At 63.4% G+C, this 21,751-nt stretch carries 19 protein-coding genes and 3 pseudogenes; 19 read left to right on the top strand and 3 right to left on the bottom strand.

What is annotated here, in order from left to right:
* Positions 1-49 precede the first annotated feature (49 nt).
* The 8 genes from G7067_RS06350 to G7067_RS06385 all read left to right on the top strand — a co-directional run bounded on the left by G7067_RS06350 (position 50) and on the right by G7067_RS06385 (position 7,316).
* Positions 50-337 (top strand): thioredoxin family protein, encoded by a 288-nt coding sequence (locus G7067_RS06350; RefSeq protein WP_166322848.1) that lies wholly within the window; start codon positions 50-52, stop codon positions 335-337.
* 38 nt (positions 338-375) lie between these two features.
* Positions 376-1,437, top strand: coding sequence for a permease (locus tag G7067_RS06355; RefSeq protein WP_166322850.1), 1,062 nt, complete (start codon positions 376-378; stop codon positions 1,435-1,437).
* 59 nt (positions 1,438-1,496) lie between these two features.
* Positions 1,497-2,492 (top strand): GGDEF domain-containing protein, encoded by a 996-nt coding sequence (locus tag G7067_RS14665; protein ID WP_166322852.1) that lies wholly within the window; start codon positions 1,497-1,499, stop codon positions 2,490-2,492.
* Positions 2,479-3,633 (top strand): GGDEF domain-containing protein, encoded by a 1,155-nt coding sequence (locus G7067_RS06365; protein WP_166322854.1) that lies wholly within the window; start codon positions 2,479-2,481, stop codon positions 3,631-3,633. Before G7067_RS14665 ends, G7067_RS06365 begins: the two co-directional genes overlap by 14 nt.
* On the top strand, positions 3,596-4,762 hold the full coding sequence (gene sucC, locus G7067_RS06370) for an ADP-forming succinate--CoA ligase subunit beta (protein WP_166322856.1): 1,167 nt from the start codon (positions 3,596-3,598) through the stop codon (positions 4,760-4,762). The genes G7067_RS06365 and sucC overlap by 38 nt, the downstream gene beginning before the upstream one ends.
* Before the next feature lie 30 nt (positions 4,763-4,792).
* Positions 4,793-5,695, top strand: a complete 903-nt coding sequence (gene sucD, locus G7067_RS06375; protein WP_166322858.1) for a succinate--CoA ligase subunit alpha — start codon at positions 4,793-4,795, stop codon at positions 5,693-5,695.
* Positions 5,696-6,483: 788 nt separating this feature from the next.
* A complete protein-coding gene (locus G7067_RS06380; protein WP_166322860.1) occupies positions 6,484-6,774 on the top strand; it encodes an mAFB alternative in 291 nt (96 codons plus the stop codon).
* 71 nt (positions 6,775-6,845) lie between these two features.
* Positions 6,846-7,316, top strand: a complete 471-nt coding sequence (locus G7067_RS06385; RefSeq protein ID WP_166322862.1) for a hypothetical protein — start codon at positions 6,846-6,848, stop codon at positions 7,314-7,316.
* A 13-nt stretch (positions 7,317-7,329) separates the two neighbouring features.
* Here G7067_RS06385 and G7067_RS06390 read toward each other — a convergent pair whose 3' ends face one another.
* A complete protein-coding gene (locus G7067_RS06390) occupies positions 7,330-7,632 on the bottom strand; it encodes a transposase (protein ID WP_205881214.1) in 303 nt (100 codons plus the stop codon).
* A gap of 52 nt (positions 7,633-7,684) precedes the next feature.
* Here G7067_RS06390 and G7067_RS06395 point away from each other — a divergent pair, with 52 nt between their 5' ends.
* The 5 genes from G7067_RS06395 (at position 7,685) to G7067_RS06410 (ending at position 11,736) form a co-directional block, all read left to right on the top strand.
* Complete coding sequence (locus G7067_RS06395; protein ID WP_166325648.1) at positions 7,685-9,034, top strand: IS256 family transposase; 1,350 nt, start codon at positions 7,685-7,687, stop codon at positions 9,032-9,034.
* A gap of 25 nt (positions 9,035-9,059) precedes the next feature.
* Entirely contained in the window at positions 9,060-9,287 is a 228-nt protein-coding gene (locus tag G7067_RS06400; RefSeq protein WP_166321981.1) for a hypothetical protein, read from the top strand.
* 131 nt (positions 9,288-9,418) lie between these two features.
* Positions 9,419-9,757 (top strand): hypothetical protein, encoded by a 339-nt coding sequence (locus G7067_RS14210; protein ID WP_244301304.1) that lies wholly within the window; start codon positions 9,419-9,421, stop codon positions 9,755-9,757.
* Entirely contained in the window at positions 9,754-10,452 is a 699-nt protein-coding gene (locus G7067_RS06405) for a uroporphyrinogen decarboxylase/cobalamine-independent methonine synthase family protein (RefSeq protein ID WP_244301305.1), read from the top strand. Before G7067_RS14210 ends, G7067_RS06405 begins: the two co-directional genes overlap by 4 nt.
* 9 nt (positions 10,453-10,461) lie before the next feature.
* Positions 10,462-11,736: an alpha/beta fold hydrolase gene (locus tag G7067_RS06410; RefSeq protein ID WP_166322864.1), complete on the top strand. Its 1,275-nt coding sequence runs from the start codon at positions 10,462-10,464 to the stop codon at positions 11,734-11,736.
* On the opposite strand, the pseudogene G7067_RS06415 reads toward G7067_RS06410, so the two are convergent.
* Positions 11,733-15,312, bottom strand: a pseudogene (locus tag G7067_RS06415) (bifunctional proline dehydrogenase/L-glutamate gamma-semialdehyde dehydrogenase). The gene G7067_RS06410 and the pseudogene G7067_RS06415 overlap by 4 nt on opposite strands.
* Positions 15,313-15,402: 90 nt before the next feature.
* Between G7067_RS06415 and G7067_RS06420 the strand changes: the two are divergent.
* The 6 genes and pseudogenes from G7067_RS06420 to G7067_RS06445 all read left to right on the top strand — a co-directional run bounded on the left by G7067_RS06420 (position 15,403) and on the right by G7067_RS06445 (position 21,317).
* A pseudogene (locus G7067_RS06420) lies at positions 15,403-16,325 on the top strand (LysR family transcriptional regulator).
* An 11-nt stretch (positions 16,326-16,336) separates the two neighbouring features.
* Positions 16,337-17,896, top strand: a complete 1,560-nt coding sequence (locus G7067_RS06425; RefSeq protein ID WP_166322866.1) for a cell division protein PerM — start codon at positions 16,337-16,339, stop codon at positions 17,894-17,896.
* Positions 17,893-18,414 carry a nucleoside/nucleotide kinase family protein gene (locus G7067_RS06430; protein ID WP_166322868.1) on the top strand — a complete coding sequence of 174 codons (522 nt, stop codon included), beginning with the start codon at positions 17,893-17,895 and terminating at the stop codon, positions 18,412-18,414. Before G7067_RS06425 ends, G7067_RS06430 begins: the two co-directional genes overlap by 4 nt.
* A 44-nt stretch (positions 18,415-18,458) precedes the next feature.
* Positions 18,459-19,064 (top strand): phosphoribosylglycinamide formyltransferase, encoded by a 606-nt coding sequence (purN, locus tag G7067_RS06435; protein WP_166322870.1) that lies wholly within the window; start codon positions 18,459-18,461, stop codon positions 19,062-19,064.
* A gap of 65 nt (positions 19,065-19,129) precedes the next feature.
* Positions 19,130-20,792: pseudogene (purH, locus tag G7067_RS06440) on the top strand (bifunctional phosphoribosylaminoimidazolecarboxamide formyltransferase/IMP cyclohydrolase).
* A gap of 171 nt (positions 20,793-20,963) precedes the next feature.
* A complete protein-coding gene (locus tag G7067_RS06445) occupies positions 20,964-21,317 on the top strand; it encodes a hypothetical protein (protein ID WP_166322872.1) in 354 nt (117 codons plus the stop codon).
* Between the two features lie 6 nt (positions 21,318-21,323).
* Here G7067_RS06445 and G7067_RS06450 read toward each other — a convergent pair whose 3' ends face one another.
* Positions 21,324-21,722 (bottom strand): META domain-containing protein, encoded by a 399-nt coding sequence (locus G7067_RS06450; RefSeq protein ID WP_166322874.1) that lies wholly within the window; start codon positions 21,720-21,722, stop codon positions 21,324-21,326.
* Positions 21,723-21,751 lie beyond the last annotated feature (29 nt).

Consider the following 21,751-nt stretch of genomic DNA (forward strand, 5'->3'; position numbering starts at 1 on the left):
TATCGAATGTTGTCGATATAGACGCCGGCAAGGCGAGAAACGGTGCACCATGAACATCAAGATCCTCGGACCCGGCTGCGCAAACTGCAAGAACCTCGAGCGCGCCACCCGCGATGCCCTCGCCGATATGGGGAGCGACGCCACCATCGAAAAAGTCACCGAGTATCCGGCCATCGCGGCCTACGGGGTCATGTCTACGCCCGCGCTCGTGGTCAACGAAAAGGTACTCGTATCCGGCCGCGTGCCCAAGAAAGCCGAGATTGTCGAGATCCTGAGCTCCGGCCAGGCTTCGAGTGCGGCCCCAGAGGGTGCCTGCGCCTGCGGTGGTGAATGCTGATCGCGCGAATCTAGACGAAGCGGGAAGACACCAGGCTGATGAGTCTGAAACTTGAACTGCCGTTCACCGGCAAAGACCTGCGCACCGGGCAACTGGTGTGGCGTCTGGCGGCGCTCGCCGCCGCGTGGGTCGTGCTGTACGTGCTGAACGAAAACGTCTGGGCGTGGCTGTTCGGCGACGCGCTGGGCCTCGACACTGGCGAGCGGCTGTGGGGATCGATCGAGTTTTTCGTCTATGACACCTCGAAGATCCTGCTGCTGCTCGCGGGCATGATCTTCAGTATCGGCCTGCTCCGCACCGCGCTGCGGCCCGAGCGGATCCGCGCCTGGCTCGACGGCAAGTCGCTGCCCATCGCACTGCTGCTCGCGGCGCTGTTTGGCGCGATTACGCCGTTCTGCTCGTGCAGTTCCATCCCGCTGTTCATCGGTTTCGTGGCGGCGGGAGTGCCGCTGTCGGTGACGCTGACCTTCTTGATCGCATCGCCGCTCGTCAACGAGGTCGCCGTGCTGATGCTCGGAAACGCGTTCGGTTGGCCGGTGACGATTGCGTACGTGCTCGCGGGGCTCGGCATCGCGGTCGTGATTGGTGCGATCCTGTCTCGATTCAAGCTCGACCACCACGTCCAGGACTTCGTGTTCGGCACGCCCACCTCGGCGCTACACGAGGGCGGAGGAAAGATCACGCTGCAGCAGCGGGTCGACGCCGCGGCCGAGGAAACCCGGGACATCTTCGGGCGGGTGTGGAAATGGGTCATTCTTGGGGTCGGTGTTGGCGCGGTGATTCACGGTTGGGTGCCAACCGAATTCTTTGCCACCTATGCTGGGCCTGATAACCCCTTCGCGGTGGTCATCGCGACCCTCGCAGGGGCGCCGCTGTATTCGAACGCCGCGGGTGTGATCCCGATCGTTGAAGCGATGTACGGAAAAGGTATGGCACTGGGCACGGCGATGAGTTTTATGATGGCAACCGTTGCGCTGTCGCTCCCAGAATTCATGCTGCTGAAACAGGTGCTGAAGCCACGGCTCCTTCTGATCTTCTTTGGCTCGGTGAGCATCGCGATCATGCTCGTTGGCTTTGGCTTCAACCTGTTTGCGGGGTAGGGCGCCTGCCTCGATGAGAGAGGGGGAACGGCCGCGAGATCGCGTGTACCCTGGGAAAGGTGAGTGAGCTGCAACGGCTGAGGATAACGGGATCCTCATCGCTATTCAGGCGACACAACGCGCACTCTCTTTATCTCTCGAGCGCCGGGCTCGTCTTTAGCTTGACGTTCTTGATTGATCTCCTCCTTCATCGCTATGTCAACAACCAGTGGCTGCTGTGGGCGCTGCTCGGCGTGAGCCTTGTCGCGACAGCGTGCGCGTTTGTGCTCGGTGCGCGAGTATCGAAGGCCGCGGGCCTCGTCGCGGCTTTCCTGCTTGTGGCGGCGCTCAGCTATTACATGAGCCTCCCGGATGATCCGCAATCTGTCGTGTCCTCCGTGCAGGCGCTCCCGCTGGTCGCGTTTTACGTTGGCTGGTTTGTGCGCCCCGGGATGGACTACGTTCTGATGGCGCTCTTTGGGGCGGCGTTCGTCGTTGCTCTGAGTTCGAACCCGCTGGTTGGGCCAGAGGGTGCGGTCGGAGTCTCGGTGGCGGTGCACGGGATGCTCAGTTTCTTTTTCTGCTTTAGTGCCGGAGCGTATCTGTGGCGTCGCGCAGAGCGCCGAGCAGTCATCGATCCCCTCACCGGGGCGATAAACCGGCAACGGTTGCACGATCGCATCGAGCATCACCTTCGCCTTCGCAAGCTGAGCAGCGCGTTGAGTCTTGTCGTGATTGACTTTGACGACTTTAAGCGGTTGAACGACCTCGAAGGGCACGCCGCTGGTGATGCGGCGCTGCGCACCGAGGTTGCGCTGTGGCGAAGCGGGGTCCGCAGGCAGGACGAGGTCGCGAGAATCGGCGGTGACGAGTTCGTGCTGCTGTTGCCGCGAACCTCTGTCGCGGAGGCGCAGGTTATCGTGGCCCGGCTCCGCAAGGCGGCGAAATATCGGTGGTCGTGGGGCATCGCCGAGTCTCGCCCGGACGACAACGCGACATCTCTGCTCGCGCGCGCCGACGCGGAACTGTATGCGCAGAAGCGGACGCGAAAGGGGCACGATCATGGCACCGCGTGAGCGCATGAGTCAGCGCGCCTCCGACGCGTCCCTGCGCGGGCTATGGTCGCGCGTGGTCGCTTGGCAGAGTCCGTACTCGGTCGTCACCAGCATGCTCGCCTGTGTGCTCGCCTTGGTGGTCGTTTCGGATCTTCTGTTCGGCGCCTCGAGCACGCAGGGATATCCGGTGGTCATTTGGCTGCTGCTGTACATCGTGGCGGCGCTGCTGCCGCTGTTGCTCGGGCGTCGCTTTCCGCGCTGGGGTGGGATCCTCTTGGTGGCGCTGATTGAGAGCTGGTCGATTGCCGCGTTGCTGCGCGGCGGGCTGAGTGACCTCGAAATCAGCTCCTTGCTTGAACTGCCGATGGTCGCTCTCTATCTGGGCTGGTTCTATCGGGCGCTGGTGGGGCGGATCTTGATGGCGGTCAGTGTGATCGGTGACGTGGCGCTGCTGATCGCGTATCCGGGGCTTGCGCAGGGGGTCGTCTCGGTGCGGGTGACCGTGGCGTACGCGCTGCTCTTCGCGGTGTTCTGCTTTGAGGGTGCGCGGGCGCTGCGGCGTCAGGGATATGTGCAGTCGATTACGGATCCCCTCACCGGGGCGCTGAATCGTCGGGGACTTGAAGTCGCGAGTCGCCGTCTGCGCAGGGGGGCCGAAAGTGCCGGCGAATCGCTCGTGGTCGTGGCCATCGACTTTGATGACTTCCGCAGCGTCAATGAGCAGGGCGGCCACGGGGCCGGGGACGATGCGCTCCGTGGGGCGGTGGCGAGCTGGCAGGAGCTTCTGGGACGTCGGCGATCCGGGCTCATCGCGCGTCTGGGCGGCGACGAGTTCGCCCTGCTGTTGCGAGGTGAGGTCGAAACGGTGGATTCCCTGCTTCGGGAATTGAAGCGTGCCTCCTCACATTCCTGGACCTGGGGGCCGTGCCACTGCAGGGGGAAGAGCCTCTCGAAGACGCGATTGCCCGGGCCGATAGGAAGCTGTACGCGGCAAAGCGATCCAGAGATGCTCGCGGGGCCTCCTGAATCAACGCGCAGTGGTAGACTTTCCCGTGGTCGACTTATCTTGACATCGAGACATTTTCTGCCTCGGGCATCTCAAAATCCCAAGCAAAGGACAGTACGTGGATCTGTACGAGTACCAGGCACGAGACCTATTTGAGCGTTATGGGGTGCCGGTTCTCGCCGGTATCACCGCGGACACGCCAGAAGAGGCTCGCGCTGCCGCAGAGAAGATTGGCGGCGTGGTCGTCGTCAAAGCGCAGGTAAAGGTTGGAGGCCGCGGCAAAGCCGGCGGCGTGAAGGTAGCGAAAAACGCCGACGAGGCGTTTGCTGCTGCAGAGGCAATTCTGGGGCTGGACATCAAGGGGCACGTGGTCAAGCGTGTCATGGTGGCCGCGGGCGCCGATATTGCTGAGGAGTTTTACTTCTCCGTGCTTCTTGACCGGGCGAACCGCTCGTACCTGTCGCTGTGCAGCGTTGAGGGCGGTATGGAAATTGAGCAGCTTGCGGTTGAGAAGCCGGAGGCGCTCGCGCGCATCGAGGTGGATCCGATCGCCGGTATCGATGCCGCAAAGGCGGTCGAGATTGCCCGCGCGGCCAAGTTCCCCGAAGAGCTCGTGGCAAAGGTTGCCGCGGTGTTCGAAAAGCTGTATGCCGTGTATGCGGGTGAGGATGCAACCCTCGTTGAGGTCAACCCGCTCGTGCTGACCGGCGCCGGAGAGATCATTGCGCTTGATGGCAAGGTGTCGCTTGACGAGAACGCTGGCTTCCGTCAGCCCGCGCACGAGGCCCTGGAGGACAAAGCCGCTGAGGATCCGCTGGAGGCGAAAGCCAAGGCTCAGGATCTGAACTACGTGAAGCTCGACGGTGAGGTCGGTGTCATCGGTAACGGTGCCGGGCTCGTGATGTCAACGCTTGATGTCGTCGCCTACGCCGGCGAGAACCACGGCGGTGTGAAGCCCGCGAACTTCCTCGACATCGGTGGTGGCGCCTCCGCCGAGGTGATGGCCGCTGGCCTCGACGTCATCCTTGGTGACCCGCAGGTAAAGTCCGTGTTTGTGAACGTCTTCGGTGGCATCACTGCGTGTGACGCGGTCGCCAATGGCATCGTCGGTGCGCTCGCCGCGCTGGGGGCCTCAGCGAACAAGCCGCTCGTCGTGCGCCTCGACGGTAACAACGTCGAAGAGGGTCGCAAGATCCTGAACGATGCCGCACACCCGCTCGTCACGCTCGCCGAGACGATGGACGAGGGCGCCGACAAGGCCGCCGCACTCGCCAACGCACGATAGCCCGCACGGAACGAAGAAGTAAGGAAAACTATGTCGATCTTCCTGAATAAGGATTCCAAGGTCATCGTCCAGGGCATCACCGGCGGCGAGGGCACCAAGCACACCGCCCGGATGCTCGCTGCGGGCACCCAGATCGTTGGCGGCGTCAATGCGCGCAAGGCGGGCACCACGGTGTCTCACGTCGACGCGACGGGTGCGAGCGTTGAGCTGCCCGTGTTCGCCTCGGTCGCCGAGGCGATGGCCGCCACCGGTGCGGACGTGTCCGTTGCCTTCGTGCCGCCGGCCTTCACCAAAGACGCGGCGATCGAAGCAATCGACGCGGGTATTGGTCTGCTCGTCATCATCACCGAGGGTGTGCCGGTGAAGGACTCTGCTGAGCTGTGGGCTCACGCCAAGGCCACCGGCAACACGACACGCATCATCGGCCCGAACTGCCCCGGCATCATCACTCCCGGTGAAGCACTCGCGGGGATCACCCCCGCCACGATCACGGGGAAGGGCCCCATCGGTCTCGTCTCGAAGTCGGGCACGCTGACCTATCAGATGATGTACGAGCTGCGGGATCTCGGCTTCTCCACCGCAATCGGCATTGGTGGCGACCCCATCATCGGGACCACCCACATCGATGCGCTTGCCGCATTCGAGGCTGATCCCGAGACAAAAGCCATCGTGATGATCGGTGAGATCGGCGGCGATGCTGAGGAGCGCGCGGCGGAGTTCATCAAGCACAACGTGACGAAGCCCGTCGTCGGCTACGTTGCGGGGTTCACCGCGCCCGAGGGCAAGACGATGGGCCACGCTGGCGCGATTGTCTCCGGTTCAGCGGGTACGGCGCAGGCGAAGAAGGAAGCGCTTGAGGCGGCAGGGGTGAAGGTCGGCAAGACGCCGTCTGAGACCGCCGTGCTGCTGCGCCAGGCGTACGCCGCGCTGTAGCCAACACTGCGGGATCGCTTCGATCCACAACGAACCGGGTTCTCGCCACTCACCGTGGTGAGAACCCGGTTCTGTTTGTTTGACTGAGTCCTGACTCGTGCCAACTTGCTCAGGCTTCGGGTGCGCGAGGTCGTCCATCGAATAGAAGGCCTCGGCAGCATCGAAACAGCCACCGTTGTCCACTGTGAACTCATTGATCTCCACACTGTCACCGGGTGCTTTAGGCACCCGTATGTACACAGGGCCCTTATCAATATCAAGAATTCCAGTCTCCCAATAGGTGTATGTCACACCCTTGTTCTCAATAACGAGGCGAAAACTATCGTCACAACGGGCTTTGATCTCTTGGGAGACTAGGCCTGCAGCAACTTGGTCACAGTGCTTTTCTAGACCTGGAAAGAAGGCAACCTCATATTGCGTCGAGAAATCGCTGCAAGCCAACACACAGGCAATCAGTATCGTTCCACTCACCGCCGCCAGCACAAAAGACAAAAGCTTAGGCCGGGTACCTTGTCTCATTGCTGTAGCTCTGCTTTCAGAAATTTCCAATAATTCTCCAGTTGCGATTCCTTGTTATGGGAGCAGCTTTCCAGGGTTGGATTTTCGGGATCATCGACTCGATCGTGTCTGACCCGTGGGGAGCAGCGGGGTCGATGTTCTTAGATCTCATCGCTGCAGACCATTGAGACGAGTGCGCTGGTGAAGGCACTGGACGAGCATTTGTCAACGTTGCCCTTACGTACGTTGGTGGTCTTGGGCTCGTTCGGGGTTTGAAGAGCCTGCGGAGCGTGGAAGCCATCTCAGCGGTCAGGATCGGCGAACAAATCTCTCGAGGTCATGCTTTTGACAAGCATGTAATCCAGCGTGGTGAGTTTCCAGGTGTCAAGACTCCTGAACAATTCGCCAAACTGATTGATGACGTGGTAAAAAACGGAGAAGAAGTCTCGCCTGAGCGCGGTCGTTCTGCGTTTTGGAAAGATGGAGTCGTCGTGATCCTCGACCCTAAGAGCCCAGAGGGAGGAACTGCATTTCGCCCGATAGATGGATACAACTACTTCGAAGAACTCAAAGGTAAGTGAGTATGCGCCTAGTAACTCTTATTCATTCCGTTTCCACTCCGGAGCTTCATCAGCTGCCGGAGAATGGCTCTTTGGAAAGGGGCGAGGTCCTGTTTTTCGCTACTTCGGAGGGGCTCCGTATGATCCGGAGTGGTATCCGTGAAATGCATGAGGAACTTCGAGGTGCGGACTTCGTTGAACGAATTGGAATCGCTCCGGAGACTGCGCTTGAATTTCAAGACTCTCTGCGGGCAATATCGGAAGTGATCGCAACTGGACAAATCGAATTGTCTGAATTTGATGGAAGCTTTTTTGTTGCTGTGACCCCGTGGGTGTTGTCTGGAGAGTCTTCTCAGCCTTCGGAGCCGTTCTCGAAGGGGAGTCTCCTTCTTGCTGCAAGTAAGGATGAGCTTGAGGCCCATATTGCGATGTGCGCCGCTACGCTCGACGTTCTCGAAGAATGGGAATACGAGATGAGGGTCGGTTTCACTTCAGATGAGGCCCGTCGGGCAGTGGCGGATCTAGAGGGTTTACTGGATCAAGGAAGACGGGCACCAGACTAGTAGTGTGTCGTGTCTAGTTTTCTGGGTATAGGTGGCGGAGCTTGGTGCGGGCGTCCGCGCTCGTGAATTGCCAGTTCACTTGCCGCCGGTCGGTGTTCGTTGCGTGCTGCCAAGCCGCGAGTTCATGGTTGAGGGTGTCAAGGCGGTCAAGGCGATGCCCGAGGCATTGCCTCGTGAGGGCGGAAAGTTCAATCTCGGCGATATTGAGCCAGGAACCATGTTTCGGGGTGTAGTGAATCTCAAGACGTTCCGTCAACGCACGAGCGGTCTCCGGGTCGAATGCTTCATAGAGAGAACCGGTGGTGGAGGGTGTCAAATAGTTTGTGTAAGCCGGGGATCCCCGGAAGGAACGCAACACTATGGAGACCATGTCGTATCAAGACGAGGAACGCGCCGAAAGGCGTCGTACACAGAAAGAGATCGCTGACCAGCTGAGGGCCTCTGGCGCGTTGGATGACATCTTCGCGCAGATGGACGCGGGTGCCCCGTTGACCGGCGACAACGGGCTACTCGGCGGGATTGTGAAGGCCGCCCTCGAACGCGGCCTGGAAACGGAGCTGAGTGACCATCTCGGGTATGAGAAAGGAGATCCCGAAGCAAACATTTACCCGAATTCCCGGAATGGGACGTCAGCGAAAACCGTATCGACCGAGGTCGGTGATATTGAGCTTGCGATCCCCAGGGACCGTGACGGGTCATTCACGCCGATGCTCGTCCCGAAAGGCCAGCGCCGCCTCGACGGATTAGACGGCATGATCATCTCGCTCTATGCGGGCGGGATGACGATCCGTGAGATCCAGCATCACCTGTACTCAACGCTGGGCACTGACCTGTCACACGAGACGATCTCGAAGATCACGGACCAGATTCAAGACGAGGTCCTTGCCTGGCAGACGCGCCCCTTGGAGCCGTTGTACCCGGTGATCTATCTCGACGCGATCATCGTGAAGATCCGTGATGGTGGGCACGTCCGAAACAAGGCCGCACATATCGCGGTCGGCGTCGATATGGACGGCATCAAGCACGTCCTCGGGATTTGGGTACAAGCAACCGAGGGGGCAAAGTTTTGGGCAGCCGTGTGTGCAGAGCTCGCGAACCGTGGCGTGCGTGACGTGTTGATCGTCGCGTGTGACGGTTTGACCGGGTTCCCCGAAGCGATCCAGGCGACCTGGCCTGAAGCGACGGTACAGACCTGCGTGGTGCACCTGATCCGTGCCGCAATGCGGTTCGTGAACTACCAAGACCGGAAAGCTGTCGCCTCGGCCCTGAAACCGATCTACCAGGCCGTCAACGAGGATGCCGCGCTTGAAGCGCTCGAAGAGTTCTCGAACTCGACGTTGGGGAAGAAATATCCATCGGCGGTGAAATCGTTTCAAGACGCGTGGGATCGTTTCATTCCGTTCCTCGCGTTCCCGCCGGAACTTCGGCGGGTGATCTACACCACCAACGCGATCGAATCGTTGAACTATCAGCTGCGGAAGGTGACGAAGAACCGTGGTCATTTCCCCAACGATGCTGCGGCGGTGAAGCTATTGTGGCTCGCGATCTGCAACATCGAAGACAAGCGTGCCCGGGAACGCCAGAAAGAACGGGGAAAGCCTGCCAAAGAACGCAACGCGAAGCCTCGCCTGATCGAGGGCGCAGTGACTACGAACTGGAAGACAGCGCTCGCGCAGCTCGCGCTCGCGTACCCCGACCGTATCGAGCCCTACCTCTAAAACTGCACCCGAAAGGACACCTATCATGACCGCCACACTCGATATTGAAGAAGGCCTCACCGCGCAAGAAGCCTGGCTGATTCTTGCCGATGATGTTCTCTGGACCTTGGCCGAGTTTCTGCCCAAACTGAGTCGGGAAGCGAAACGAGAGATCACGGACCAGCTCGGCTACATCGGGGGGCGCTACAGCTCTTGGGACGAGCTTGCTGCGACAACCCGGACCACCTCAAACAACATCAACCCAGAAAACTAAATCCCGCAGCTTACACAAACCTCTTGACAGGCCCGGGTCGACATGTTTTGTCACACATCGTGATGGAGGCCCGGCTCTGTTGCTTCGCAAACTAAGCTGGCACACATGACCAAGACACTTACTGGCCCGCAGTGCGTGGTGTCCACCTTGTGGGCAGCATCAACGTGGACGATGCAGAGACGACGATGCGAATCGTCGCGACCCATCTGGGGGACGTGCTGAAGCGGATCCCCGACGGCGAGGTCGGAGAGCGCTTTCACTGGATCGCCTTTCAGCCGGGCCGCCTCGCCACTGCGGAGGGCATTGAACGAGTGGGGGACACGCCGATCCCGCTGCGCATGCTCGATATCCGCTCGATCCGGATTGCTGACGGCGTGGACGCCGCGGATCTCGAACTGCCGCCTCTCGGTTACGCAGAGGCCGCTCTTGCGTCTTGGAAAGTGTTTGTGGACCTGAAGCAGCAGGGGTGATCCCGGCGGGGACGAGGTTCCAGGTGTCGTTGCCGACGCCGCTCGGGGTGGTGGGGAGTTTCGTGCGCGCGGAGGATCGCGAGGCGTTTGAGCCGGTCTACGAGTCGGCGCTCGCCGCGGAGCTCGACGAGATCATCGCTGTCATTCCGCACGAGGAGTTGGCTGTGCAGTGGGATGCCGCTGTTGAGTTCGCGATCCTGGAGGCTGAGGCCGGGAAACCGAACCACGCCTGGTTCCACAACGTGTGGGAGGGCACGACCGAGCGCCTTGCTCGGCAGATTGATCGGGTGCCCGCAGCGGTCGAGGTTGGGGTGCACCTGTGTTACGGCGATGTCGCCGAGAAGCACTTTGTTGAGCCGAGTGATGCCGCGATCCTGACCCGATTTGCGAACCTCTCGGCAAAGCAGACGACGCGCAGCCTGAACTGGGTACACCTGCCGGTGCCGATCGAGCGCGATGATGACGCGTTCTTCGCGCCGCTCACCGGTCTTGCCCTGAATAAAGAGACCGAGCTGTACCTCGGCCTCGTGCACCGTGAGGACGGCGTCGCGGGTGCCGAGCGGCGCATTGCGGCCGCCAAGCGTCATCTCGCTCGCGGCTTCGGCGTCGCGACGGAGTGCGGTTTTGGACGTGCGCCCGAGGGCACGACGCTGCCACTTTTCGAAACGCACCGTGCGGTTGCGGAAGCTTGGTAGGGTCGGAAAATGAGTGATATCTGGTACCCGATCGGCCAGCAGCTGGTGGCCCGCGACCTCTGGGTAGATACGCCCCTCGACTGGAATGACCCCGGCGGCGAGCAGATTCGCGTGTTTGCGCGCGAGGTGGTGGACGCGACAAAACGGCGTGAGGATCTCCCGCTGCTCGTGTTCTTGCAGGGTGGCCCGGGCGGAAAATCGCCGCGTCCCCTCGACGCCGAAGGGTGGATCGCGGACGCCGTCAAGCGGTTCCGGGTGATCCTGCCGGATCAGCGGGGGACCGGGCGCTCGACGCCGCTGTCGGAGCGGGACTTTGCTGAGCTGTCCGCCGAAGAGGGGGCCAGGCGGCTTGCGCTGCACCGGGCCGACTCGATCGTGCGCGACTTCGAGGCGCTGCGCGAGCGGCACTTCCCGGGGCAACAGTGGTGGACGCTGGGGCAGAGCTATGGCGGATTCCTGACGCTGCAGTATCTCTCACACTTTCCGCAGTCGGTGGTGGCCTCGGCCATCACGGGCGGGATCCCGAGCCTGGATCCCGATCCCGCCGTCGTGTATGCGCGCACCTTCCCACGCATCGCCGCGAAGAATCGGCTGTTTCGCGAGCGGCATCCGCAGCTCACCGCGCGCATTGATCGCGTCGCGGATCACCTCGCAGCGCACGAGGTGCGCTTGCCGGGCGGGGATCGGCTCACGGTGCGACGTTTGCAGCTTCTCGGCCTCGATTTGGGGATGAAACCCGGCTTTGACCGCGTCCACTGGATCTTTGACGAGGCCTTCGCTGACGCGGCGGAAACGCGGCTGAGTGACACGTTTCTCGCAGAGGTTGAAGCGGCGACCGGCTTTGCGACGAACCCGCTGTTCATCGCGCTGCAGGAGGCGATCTACGGCCCCGGTCCCTCTGCGTGGGCGGCGCAGCGAGAGCGAGATCGACACCCCGAGTTCGCCGAGGAGGCGCGGCCGTTGAGCTTCACCGGCGAGACGGTGTTCCCGTGGATGTTTGCGGAGATCAAGGCTCTCCGCGGTTTCGAAGCCGCCGTGCAGCACCTCGCCGCGCATGAGCAACCCATCGAGCTCTACGACACCGCCGTGCTCGCCCGCAATACGGTGCCCATCGAGGCCGCCGTCTACTACTACGACATGTACGTCGACGCGCAGCTGTCGCTCCAAACCGCTGAGCGGATCCCGGGCCTCCACGCCTGGGTGACCAACGAGTTTGAGCACGACGGCCTCCGCCTCGGAGATGTCGCCGAGCGCCTCTTCACCGCGCTGGAGCGGCGGGTCTAAATCACCCCGTCGCTCAGGTGGTTGGGGGTACCGAAGCGGTGCGCCGTGATCGATACCGCCTGTTCCCGCAGGTGCGGCAGCATTTCCACCCGTCCAGCCGACACGACCGGACCGCCGTAGACGGCGATATCTGGTTTGCCCCCCGAGGCTTCGTAACTGGCGCGGATCAGGTCCTGGCGCGATTCGCCCGCGATGATCCGCAGGCGGGCGCCGGCGGCAGGACCCTGCCGCTTCGCGAGCGTCGCGACGCGGTCCAGCCAAGCACGGTCGTCCTCAAAGTGGATCGCTACCCCGGCCGACTCGAACGCCTCAAGGATCGGCTGGGGGAGTGCCGTCGGGATGCTCAGCACCGGCGGGGATCCCGCCCCTACCGCCGCTGCGACCGCACGGACCACCTGAACCGTCGGCGCATCTGCAGCGGCACGGATCACCGCCCGCGACGGCAGGTAACGTAGCACGTTGCGCTCGATCCCGAGCCCCGAAGCATCGCGGTTGACACCGAACTCCTCCTGCCACGCCGCGGCATCGGAGCCGAGGGCCGCGCGCAGCCACTCCTGATCTTCGTGATCCAGCGCGGCTGCCTGAGCTGCCCGCAGCAGCGGCGCGGCCGCGGGCAGTGGGGCACGCTCAGCGACCGCAGTCGGCGCGTCTTCCCAGTCGCCGAGACCGAAGAGATAGCTGGGCCCACCGGCCTTGGTGCCCGCGCCGATAGCCGATTTCTTCCACCCGCCGAAGGGCTGGCGGCGCACGATCGCACCGGTGATGCCGCGGTTGACGTAGAGGTTGCCCGCCTCAATGCGAGAGAGCCAGAGCGCGAGTTCGTCGCGGTCGAGAGAGTGCAGTCCGCTCGTGAGACCGTAGTCGATTTCGTTGACCATGTCGATTGCTTCATCGAGCGTCCGCGCTGTCATGACACCGAGGATCGGTCCGAAGTATTCGGTCAGGTGATATTCGCTGCCGCGCGCGACGCCCTCGCGGACCCCGGGGGTCCACAGTTTTGAAGCGCCGTCCGCATCGCGGGCGAGTGGGTGGTCGCTGTCGACCGGCCCCGGCTTTACCAGCCAGCTTTGGCCCGGTTCCAGGGATGTGAGGCCACGCTGCAGCTTGCCCGAGGGGGCCTGGATCATCGGCCCCATCTGGCTCGTGAGCTGATCCGGGGTGCCGACGCTGAGTGAGCGCACTGCGTCGAGCAACTGGCCGCGGAAACGCTGCGACTTGGCAACCGAACCAACCAGGATGACGAGCGAGGCCGCTGAACACTTCTGTCCGGCGTGCCCAAATGCGGACTGCGCGACATCGCGAGCGGCGAGATCAAAGTCGGCATTCGGTGTCACGATGATCGCGTTCTTGCCGCTGGTTTCGGCGAGGATCGGCAGATCTTGGCGCAGGCCACGGAAGGTTTCGGCAGTCTCGTATGCTCCCGTGAGGATCAGGCGGTCGATACGAGGATCCGCGACGAGGGCTGAACCGAGCGCGCGATCCTTGAACTGCACCATCTGCAGCACCTCGCGGGGACCCCGCCTCCCACAGTGCCTCGACCATCACGGCGCCCGAGCGGGCAGCCTGCGTGGCTGGCTTGATGATGACACTGGATCCGGTGGCGAGCGCGGCGAGTGTACCGCCGGCGGGGATCGCGACGGGGAAGTTCCAGGGTGGAATGACGGCGGTGAGATCCTGCGGCACAAAGGTTGCGCCGTCGACCTGCTCGAGTGCCTGGCCGAGAGCGGCGTAATAGTGTGCGAAGTCGATAGCCTCTGATACCTCGGGGTCCCCCTGATCGAGGGTCTTGCCGCACTCTGAGCCCATCACTTCGAGGAGTTCTGCCCGGCGTTCCTCCATCTTTTCGCCAGCGAGGTGCAGGATCCGTGCACGCTCCGCAGCCCCGAGTGCCTGCCAGTCTGCCGCCGCTGTACGGCCGCGCTCAATTGCCGTCTCAAGCTCAGCTTCGCTCGTGATGAGGGACGCGGCGACGGTGTGGGTGCCCAACTGCGAAGACACCATGCGCCCTGCGATACTCCTGCCCCATTCACGGTTGCCGGGGAGATCCGGATCGGTGTCTGGTGTGTTCTCGAACCCGGTGATGCCGGCGGCGACGCGCGCGGCCACACGATCCGGGGCCGTGTCTGCGGGGGAGACACGACGATCTTGCGAACGGCTCGGGGCGGGCACGCGGTAGTGCGCGACCTCGCCATCGGCGGTGATCGCTTCAAGATCCGCGAGGGAAGCGAGGAAGCGATTCTTCTCGCGCTCGAACAGTGCGGTGTTGTCATTCAGTTCGAAGACCGCGGACATGAAGTTCTCTTGGCTGGCACCTTCTTCGAGGCGGCGGATCAGGTAGGCGATCGCGACGTCGAATTCCTGTGGGTGCACGACGGGCACGTAGAGCAGAAGCCCGCCCACCTCGCGGCGCACCGCCTCGGCCTGTCCGGTCGCCATGCCGAGCAGCATTTCGAACTCGATGCCGTGCTCGGCTCCGCGGGCTTTCGCGAGCAGCCAGGCCAATGCCACGTCAAAGAGGTTGTGACCGGCGACGCCGATTCTGACGTTCTTGACGCGTTCAGGGTGCAGCGCATAGTCGAGCACCGCCTTGTATCCGGTGTCGGATTCTTGCTTGGAACCCCAGGTTGCCGCGTCCCATCCGTGGATCGTCGCCTCAACCAACTCCATCGGCAGGTTCGCGCCCTTCACCACGCGCACCTTGATCGGCGCGCCACCACGTGCGATGCGGGCGGCAGACCACTCCTGCAGGCGCATCATCGCGCTGAGGGCGTCGGGCAGGTAGGCCTGCAGCACGATTCCGGCCTCGAGACCCAGAAACTCGGGGCGGTCGAGGATCCGCGTGAACACGGCGAGCGTCAGGTCGAGGTCCTTGTACTCTTCCATGTCGAGGTTGATGAACTTGCGCGGCGAGGCAGAGGCGGCCCGCTCAAAAAGGGGCACGAGCTGCTGCTCGATTTCGCTCACCGCCTCGTCAAAGGCCCAGTGATTGTGTGGCGCGACGGTCGAAGACACCTTGATGGAGACGTAGTCGATATCGTCGCGCGCGAGTAGCTTGTGGGTGCCCGCGATGCGGCGCTCCGCTTCGGCGTTGCCAAGAATCGCCTCACCGAGCAGATTGATATTCAGGTTCACACCGTCACGCTTGATCTTGGCGATCGCGGGGCCAAGCTTCGCGTCGCTCGCGTCGATGATCAGGTGGCTGACGAGTTCGCGCAGCACGCGGCGGGCGATCGGCACCACCACGCCGGGGAGTGGTTTGGCGAAGGCGCCGCCAAGCGCCAGGCCGCCACGCATGTATGCGGGGAGGAATCCGGGGGTGAGGGGTACCAGGTCACCGAGGCGGTTCGCGGCGACGTGCAGATCCTCGGGTCGCACGACGCCATCAACGAAGCCAACCGCGAAGTCGAGTCCCTTGGGATCGCGCAGCAGCCCGGCGAGTCGTTCGGCGGAGGGATCGGAGGGCACCTTCGCGGCTTCAGCCAACCAGCGGCGAACGAGCGCGACGGCTTCGTCGGCGAGCTGCTGGGGGCGGACGGAGGAAGTGGTGACGGTCGCGTCGCTCGGGTGCGTGTTCATTCCATCAGTTTCACCGAGCAAAAGAATGAAGTAAAGCGATACTTTATGTGGAATAGTGTGAAGTAAAACTTCATGAATTCGAGGTGTGGTGTGCTGGAGATTAAACGGCTGCGATTACTGTGGGAGCTTGATGCGCGCGGCACGGTCGCGGCAGTCGCTGATGCGCTGCGCTACAGCCCGTCAGCGATCTCCCAGCAGCTTGCCCTGCTTGAGCGAGAGGCCGGAGTGCCGCTCTTGCGGCGCGTCGGACGCACGCTCGAATTGACCGCCGCGGCGCAAGTGCTTGTCGCAGAAACACAGGAGCTGCTTGCAGGGCTCGAGCGGGCGGAAGCTGCGCTGCACCGTGCCCACGCGGAGGTGGCAGGCACCGTGAGACTGGCTGTCTTCCAAACTGCCCTCCTCGCGCTCTTGCCCCAGGTGCTCGCCCGCCTGAGACGCTCCCACCCCGACTGCGGGTCGAGATGGTGCAGCACGAGCCGGAATCCGGCCTCGAGGAAACCCGCGCCAGAGCCTTCGACCTCGTGGTCGCGGAACAGTACCCGGGGCACTCTGCCCCGCATTTTGAGGGTCTGGATCGCGAGCCATTGATCCGGGATCACCTGCGCCTCGGTCTGCCGCCGCTCGGGGTCGGGGATCCCGCGTTTGATGCCGCCACGCACCTGGCGGCAGCCGCAGAGTTGCCCTGGGTGATGGAGCCGGAGGGGGCGGCCTCGCGGCACTGGGCGCTGCAGCTCTGTCGCAGCGCCGGCTTCGAACCCGATGTTCGCTACGAGACGGCCGACCTACAGACCCATGTGCGCCTGATCGCAACGGGAAACGCGGTGGCCGTGCTGCCGGACCTGGTGCACCGCGGGGCAGACCACCGTCTGCGGTTGGTGTCACTTGATGGGGAGCCGCAGCGGACAGTGTTTACCTCGGCGCGCGCGTCAAGCGGCAGACACCCGGCGCTTGAAGCGGTGAGACACGCGCTGCACGAGGAAGCGGCAGCTCTCACTGCGAGCGAAACGCGATAGACTGCAGGGCGATGAGACCCACAGTGACGGCCATAATCGCCGCGATTGAAGCGATTGCCGTCGCTCTCGCAGGGCTCGTGATCGTCGCGATCCCGGCACTGCTGCTCTGGATCATCACCTTTGGGCTGGCCGCAGAACCCGGGGACGTCGCCTCAGACATCGCGGCTGTCTGGCTGCTCGCCCACTGTGTGCCGCTCACGTTCGCTCTGACGCCGGAGGATGCGCTCGGGCTGGGTCTTACGCCCGAGGCGCTGAGCTTCACGCTGTCGCTCGCACCGCTCGGCCTGACGCTCATCACGGCGCTGCTCGCGGCGCGTTCCGGGTGGCGATTCGGCAAGCGCGGCGGCCTCGGGGTGGCGGGAGTGCTGGGCGGAACCGCCGGGTTCGTCGCAGTTGTGGCGGCTGTCGTGTCGCTTGCGGGGCCCCGGATCCTCTGGACGGGGCCACTCGCAATCGTGGTGCCAGCGCTGGTGTATTTCATCCCCTCTCTTCTCGCGTTTCTCGTGCGGGCCGGACATGACGATCATCCGTGGTGGGCCTTGGTTGTGCGCTGGAAGCAGCGCGGTCTTGACGCGCTCGGCGCACCTGGAACCGCGGCGCTGCCAGCGCGCCTAGCCGAGATGCTGCGCCTCGCGGCATCACTGTTTGCGGTGCTGTTCGGCCTGGGTGCCCTGTGGTTTACGGTTTCGATTATCGCCGGCTACGTCACCATTACGACGCTGACGCAAAGCTTGCAGCTTGATCCGCTGGGAGCGCTGTTGCTGTTCCTTCTGCATCTGGTGCTGCTGCCCACGGCCTTGATCTGGAGCCTTTCGTGGCTCACTGGAGCTGGCTTCTCTGTGGGGGCGGGAAGCTCGGTGTCGCCGTTTGAAACTTTGCTTGGTCCGATGCCCGCGCTGCCGCTGTTCGGCGCGATCCCGGAGGGCTGGGGTGGGGCTGGAATTATTGCGCCTGCAATGATCGTTGCGGCCGGAGTAGTGATGGGGGCGCTCTTCATTCGCAGGCCGGTATTGAGACGCGGCAGCCTGACGGTGGCAGTGGCCGTGACGCTCGGGGCTGTCGTGGTTGTCGGCCTTGTGCTTGCCGGACTCGTCGCGCTCGCCACCGGATCTATCGGGCCGGATCGCCTAGCGGTGACCGGGCCCGCGCCGTGGCTCGTGGCGGGGCTCGCCGCAGCCGAGCTGGGTGTCGGTGCGCTGCTCGGAGTTGCATCGGGCAAGCTCGACGTCGCCCGGCTCGGAAGCTACTTTGGCATTGCAGGCGACTCGGCGGAGTTCTCTGGCCCGGGCAAAGATGCTGATGCTGATGCTGATGCGTTCGCCGATGCTGACGCGTTTGCCGATGCCGACGTGTTTGCCGATGCCGATACGGCTGCGGTTGCCGAAACCGTCGAGCTGACTGAGGCGGCGGAGACTGCTGAAGGTGCACCGGATCCTGAATCTGAGGCGGCTGCCGAGGTACCCAACGACGCGCTCCTGCGCGCGTTCCAGTGGGACACCAGCGAGCTGACCCCCGAAGACCCCGTGGACGCTCGCAAAGCTTGGCCCTGGCCTCGCAGGGACACCGAGTGAGCGCTCTGCGGGAGCCCGGATCCTTTGACGTGATCCTGATCGATGGCCGCTCGGGATCCGGAAAGACCTCGCTGGCCGAGGAGCTTGTGCACGCTTGTGGTGGCTCGGCGCAGGTGTTGCACATCGAAGATCTCTACCCGGGCTGGGACGGACTCGCGGAGGGATCCCACGCGGCGGGACGTGCCCTCATTGAGCGCGGGTATCGCGCCTACAACTGGGGGACTGGCGAGTTTGGACCCCGGATCGCCCTGGGCTCCCAACGCCCGCTGATCGTTGAGGGCTGCGGTGCGATCACCGCTGACAATCTTGCTGCGGCGCGCAGCTGGGCCGGCGGCGAGGAGGCTCGGGTGTATAGCGTGTGGTTAGAGGGCTCCGAAGAACTGCGACAAAGCCGCGCCTTCGCCCGGGATGGAGACACGTATCGCCCCCACTGGGCTCGCTGGGCTGCGCAGGAAGACCGGCTTTTTGCGGAAGCCCGGCCAATGGATCTCGCCGACGAGATTATGCCTGTGAGGTAGCTCAGGTGCTCAGACACACCCTGCGGGCACGGTAGACTAAGGCAGTGCTGAAACTCGCGGTGTTGATTTCTGGTGGCGGCAGCAATCTGCAAGCACTGCTCGCAGCGGCCGCTGATCCCGCATATCCGGCGCAGATTGTGTGTGTCGGCTCAGACACCGATGCCGCGGGGATCGCCCACGCGCACGCAGCGGGGATCCCGAGCTTCATCGTGCGACCCGGCGACTTTACGAACCGGGAGGCGTGGGGGCTGGCGCTCGCCGCAGCTCTCCGGGAACACGGGATCGGCGAAGACCCGGAAGAGCAGAGCCTCGTGGTAAGCGCCGGGCTGATGCGGATCCTGCCCGCAGAGTTTGTGCGCACGTTTACCCCCAATCTCATTAACACCCACCCGGCCCTGCTGCCGCTCTTTCCCGGCGCCCATGCCGTGCGTGACGCGCTCGCCGCGGGTGCCACAGAAACCGGAGTGACGGTGCACGTCATCGACGAGGGTGTTGATACCGGTCCCGTGATTCGGCAGGCGCGAGTCCGGGTGCTGCCGGGGGAAAACGAAGCCGATCTGCACGAGCGAATCAAAGAGCTTGAACGCCCACTCCTCGTGGAGACGGTGCGCGAGATCGCCCTCGGCAAGATTCAGCTCTCCCAGCTTTGACCCCGGCCCCAGCGCGCCACTTTGACCCGAGAAGCACGACGACAACACCTAAGGAGCCTCACCACATGGCAGTCCAGAGCCACGATCCCGCCCTCTACGAGCACCGCGACCAGATTGCCGTGCGGCGCGCACTCATCTCTGTGAGTGACAAGACCCGCCTCCTCGACCTTGCGGCCGCGCTCGCCGCCGCCGGTGTGGAGATTGTGTCGACGGGATCCACCGCGGCCACGATTCGTGAGGCCGGTCACCCGGTGACGGATGTGGCAGAGGTGACGGGCTTCGCTGAGGCGCTTGATGGCCGCGTGAAGACCCTGCACCCCGCCGTGCACTCGGGCCTGCTTGCGGATCTGCGGCTTGCGGATCACCGGGCACAGCTTGAAGAGCTCGGCTTCGCGCCCTTCGAGCTGGTGGTCGTGAATCTCTACCCCTTCGAGCAGACCGTCGCATCCGGCAAGCCGGCTGCTGACGTCATCGAGAACGTAGATATCGGTGGTCCCGCGATGGTGCGCGCGACCGCGAAGAACCACGCCAACGCCGCGATTGTCGTCTCCCCGCTGCGCTACGACGAAATCATTGCCGCTGTGCAGGAGGGGGGCACCTCGCTTGCGCTGCGGCGTTCGCTCGCCACGGAGGCGTTCGTGCACACCGCGCAGTACGATGCTGCGGTCGCCAATTGGTTCCTCGATCAGGAGGATGCCGCCTGGGCGGACACGATCGCTGAGGCCGAGGAAGACGCGGTTGCCGACGCCTCCGTAGACAGCATCTTTGAGGCGACCGACGGCTATGTCGGATACGAGATGTTTGGGTTGCGCGAGCAGGTGCTGCGCTACGGCGAGAACAGCCACCAACGCGCTGCGCTGTTCACCGAGAACGAGGGTGCGGGGATCGCGCAGGCGACCCAGCTGCACGGCAAAGAGATGTCGTACAACAACTACGTCGATGCCGACGCCGCGGTGCGCGCCGCCTTTGATCACGAGCGTCCGGCCGTGGCAATCATCAAGCACGCAAACCCCTGCGGTATTGCGGTAGCACCCGAGGGGCGGCGGATCCGATCGCCGCAGCGCACCAGCTCGCGCACGCCTGCGACCCCGTGTCCGCATACGGTGGGGTTGTTGCCGCAAACCGCGAGGTCTCTGAGGGGATGGCACAAACTCTCGCAGATATCTTCACCGAAGTCATCGTCGCTCCGGGATTTGCGCCCGAGGCGCTCGCGATCCTGACCCAGAAGAAGAACGTCCGTCTGCTGGTACTACCCGCCGATTTTGCCCAGAATCCAGTGGAGCTGCGTCAGGTGTCCGGTGGATTCCTGCTGCAGGATACGGATCGAGCCTTCGCCCCGGCGTCCGCATGGCAATTGGCCGCAGGGGAGCCCGCCGATGCCGAGACGCTCGCCGAGCTTGAGTTCGCGTGGCGCGCCTGCCGTGCCGTGAAGTCAAACGGGATCCTGCTCACGAACGGCGGCGCCTCGGTGGGCGTTGGTATGGGTCAGGTGAACCGCGTCGATTCCTGCCGCCTCGCTGTTGATCGTGCGGGGAGCGGGCGGCCGGGTCCGTAGCTGCCTCAGACGCCTTCTTCCCGTTTGCTGACGGACTGCAGGTGTTGCTCGACGCGGGCGTGCGTGCGGTGGTGCAGCCCGGAGGGTCTGTGCGCGATCCCGAGGTGATCGAGGCCGCGAAGGCCGCGGGCGTCACCATGTACTTCACAGGAGAGCGTCACTTCTTCCACTGATGCGCCTCGGGTTTGTGCCCTGCTGCGAGAGGCGGGCAGAGCCCGGTGTGTGCGCAGATTGTTCTTATCCGGGCCCATAACGACAATCTGTGCGCACACTACGCCGGAATCCGGGAGGGGCGCCGCGTGGGCATACAAGAAGTAGCTCGAATCTAGGGAAGAATGGAAGACATGCTTATTGTGAAGAGTATTCTCGTTGTTTTGCACATCATCGGATTTGGTGTGGTCTTCGGAAGCGCGCTGGCGCAGCTTCCCGCGGTCAAAAAGGGCGCGGCGAAGATCTCCGCCGGCATGCTCCACGGCTCGTGGCTGCTGCTGGCGACGGGTCTGCTGCTCGTCGGATCGCTCTACATGCTCGGCACGTCGCCGAACAACATGAAGATCGGCGTGAAGCTGATCGTGCTGATTGCGATCATCGTGCTGATTCTTGTGAACCGCAAGAAGGACCGCGTCTCAGGCGGAGTGCTCGGCGCGATCGCGGGAATGTCTGCGCTGAACGTGTGCCTCGCGGTGCTTTGGCACTAGTGAGCCTTAGTCTTCGTGGCGAGTAAGGGTGCCGACTTCGGCGCCCTTACTGTCGCGTAGAAGCAACTCACCCGAAGAGATTTCGGCCTTCTGCGCGAGACCCAGCCAGGTGTCCACGCCCTCACAGAACATCATGGTGGTTCGCATCATTCCAAGATCAGCGATGCCGTCTTCATCCTTAACGTAGTCGCCACCAACGCGGTTGCAGCCGTCGGTACCCGCGTAGCTGCCGTCAGCGAAGAACTCGAGCGAGGGCTTTCCCTCGGCGGCTGGGTCTCCCCACACCCCCTCGAACGAGGCATCAGTCCCGCCGCTTGCGCAGCCAGAGGTGAGGATCAAGAGCGCCGAAACTGCTGCGGCGACGCCGACCCGAACGTGAGCTTTGCGGAGGAATGCACTGGTCATGGGACCAGCATATTCCTCCGCGCGCCTCT

The sequence above is a fragment of the Leucobacter insecticola genome, from assembly GCF_011382965.1.
In the GTDB taxonomy this organism is placed as follows: Bacteria; Actinomycetota; Actinomycetes; order Actinomycetales; family Microbacteriaceae; genus Leucobacter; species Leucobacter insecticola.

Excerpts from the sequence above, each read along its gene's own strand:
- G7067_RS06350 (WP_166322848.1), top strand. The coding sequence starts at position 50 with ATGAACATCAAGATCCTCGGACCCGGCTGCGCAAACTGCAAGAACCTC.
- sucD (WP_166322858.1), top strand. The coding sequence starts at position 4,793 with ATGTCGATCTTCCTGAATAAGGATTCCAAGGTCATCGTCCAGGGCATC.
- G7067_RS06425 (WP_166322866.1), top strand. The coding sequence starts at position 16,337 with ATGAGACCCACAGTGACGGCCATAATCGCCGCGATTGAAGCGATTGCC.
- G7067_RS06355 (WP_166322850.1), top strand. The coding sequence starts at position 376 with ATGAGTCTGAAACTTGAACTGCCGTTCACCGGCAAAGACCTGCGCACC.
- G7067_RS06445 (WP_166322872.1), top strand. The coding sequence starts at position 20,964 with ATGCTTATTGTGAAGAGTATTCTCGTTGTTTTGCACATCATCGGATTT.
- G7067_RS06410 (WP_166322864.1), top strand. The coding sequence starts at position 10,462 with ATGAGTGATATCTGGTACCCGATCGGCCAGCAGCTGGTGGCCCGCGAC.
- G7067_RS06365 (WP_166322854.1), top strand. The coding sequence starts at position 2,479 with ATGGCACCGCGTGAGCGCATGAGTCAGCGCGCCTCCGACGCGTCCCTG.
- G7067_RS06450 (WP_166322874.1), bottom strand. The coding sequence starts at position 21,722 with ATGACCAGTGCATTCCTCCGCAAAGCTCACGTTCGGGTCGGCGTCGCC.
- G7067_RS06395 (WP_166325648.1), top strand. The coding sequence starts at position 7,685 with ATGTCGTATCAAGACGAGGAACGCGCCGAAAGGCGTCGTACACAGAAA.
- G7067_RS06400 (WP_166321981.1), top strand. The coding sequence starts at position 9,060 with ATGACCGCCACACTCGATATTGAAGAAGGCCTCACCGCGCAAGAAGCC.